Raw genomic sequence first — 1,409 nt, forward strand, 5'->3', positions numbered from 1 at the left:
GACGGGACGGCTTCGTGGAAGCGCTGCAGACGGTGATCGACCGTCACGACGTGCTGCGCACCGCGGTGCAGTGGGAAGGCCTGCCCGAACCGGTGCAGGTGGTCTGGCGCGAAGCGACGATCGAGGTGGAGACGCTGGTGCTGGACGGCGCCGATGTCGAAACGCATCTGCGCGCTTACACCGATCCGTCGCATTACCGCCTGGACGTGCGCAGCGCGCCGCAGATGCGCGGCTTCGCCGCCTTCGACGCCAGCCAGCAGCGTTGGCTGCTGGTGTTGCTGCAGCATCATTTGATCATGGATCACATCACCAGCGACCTGCTGATGCAGGAACTGGCCCTGATCCAGAGCGGCCGCGACGATGAACTGTCCGAGCCGGTGCCGTTCCGCGATTTCGTCGCCCAGGCGCGCCTGGGCGTGAGCGTGCAGGAACACGAACAATATTTCCGCGAGATGCTCGGCGATGTCGAGGAACCGACCGCGCCGTTCGGCTTGAAGGACGTGCAAGGCGGCGGCCAGGACATCCGCGAGGCGCATCGCGTGGTGGACAGCGACCTGTCGCGCCGCATCCGCGCGCAGGTGAAAGCCTTGGGCGTGAGCGCGGCCAGCGTATTCCACTGGGCCTGGGGCCAGGTGCTGGCGAAGACCACCGGGCAAGAGGACGTGGTGTTCGGCACGGTGTTGTTCGGGCGCATGCACGGCGGTTCGCGCGCGGATCGCGCGATGGGTTTGTTCATCAACACCTTGCCGGTGCGCATCCGCCTGGGCGAGGCGAGCGTGCGCGAAAGTATCCGCCGCACCCATGCCAGCCTGTCGCAACTGGTCTGGCACGAACACGCGCCGCTGGCGCTGGCGCAGCGCTGCAGCGCCTTGCCTTCGTCCACGCCGCTGTTTTCCGCGTTGCTGAATTATCACTACAGCGCAGGCGCCTTGGGCATCGACCTGGAGCTGGGGTGGGGCGAAGGCGTTGAACTGCTCGATTTCAAGGAGCGGACCAACTACGCCTTCAACTTGTCGGTGGACGATCAGGGGCAGGATTTCCACCTGGGCCTGCAGATCACCTCGAAGATCGACGCGCAGCGCATCGGCGACTACATGCACCGGGTGCTGGAACAACTGGTGGAGGCGCTGGAGCATGCGCCGGAAACGCCCGCATGGCGGATCGGCGTGCTGGCGCAAGCCGAGCGGCGGCAGGTGCTGGAAGCGCACAACGCCACGCAGCGCGGCTATCCGCTGGGGCAGTGCGCGCATCAGCTGTTCGAACAACAGGCCCTGCGCACGCCGGAGGCGATCGCGGCGGAGCAGGACGGACAGTCGCTGAGCTACGCCGAACTTAATGCGCGCGCCAATCGGCTTGCGCATCATCTGAGATCGTTGGGTGTCGGCGCGGACGATCGCGTCGCCATCGGG

General features: G+C 66.4%; 1 protein-coding gene. It reads left to right on the top strand.

The features are described from left to right. A partial coding sequence (locus AB4Y92_RS25025; RefSeq protein ID WP_441822079.1) for a condensation domain-containing protein occupies positions 1-1,409 on the top strand: 1,409 nt, incomplete at both ends.

Origin of the sequence: Lysobacter sp. TAB13, assembly GCF_052113885.1 — a bacterium.
GTDB classification, from domain to species: Bacteria; Pseudomonadota; Gammaproteobacteria; order Xanthomonadales; family Xanthomonadaceae; genus Lysobacter; species Lysobacter gummosus.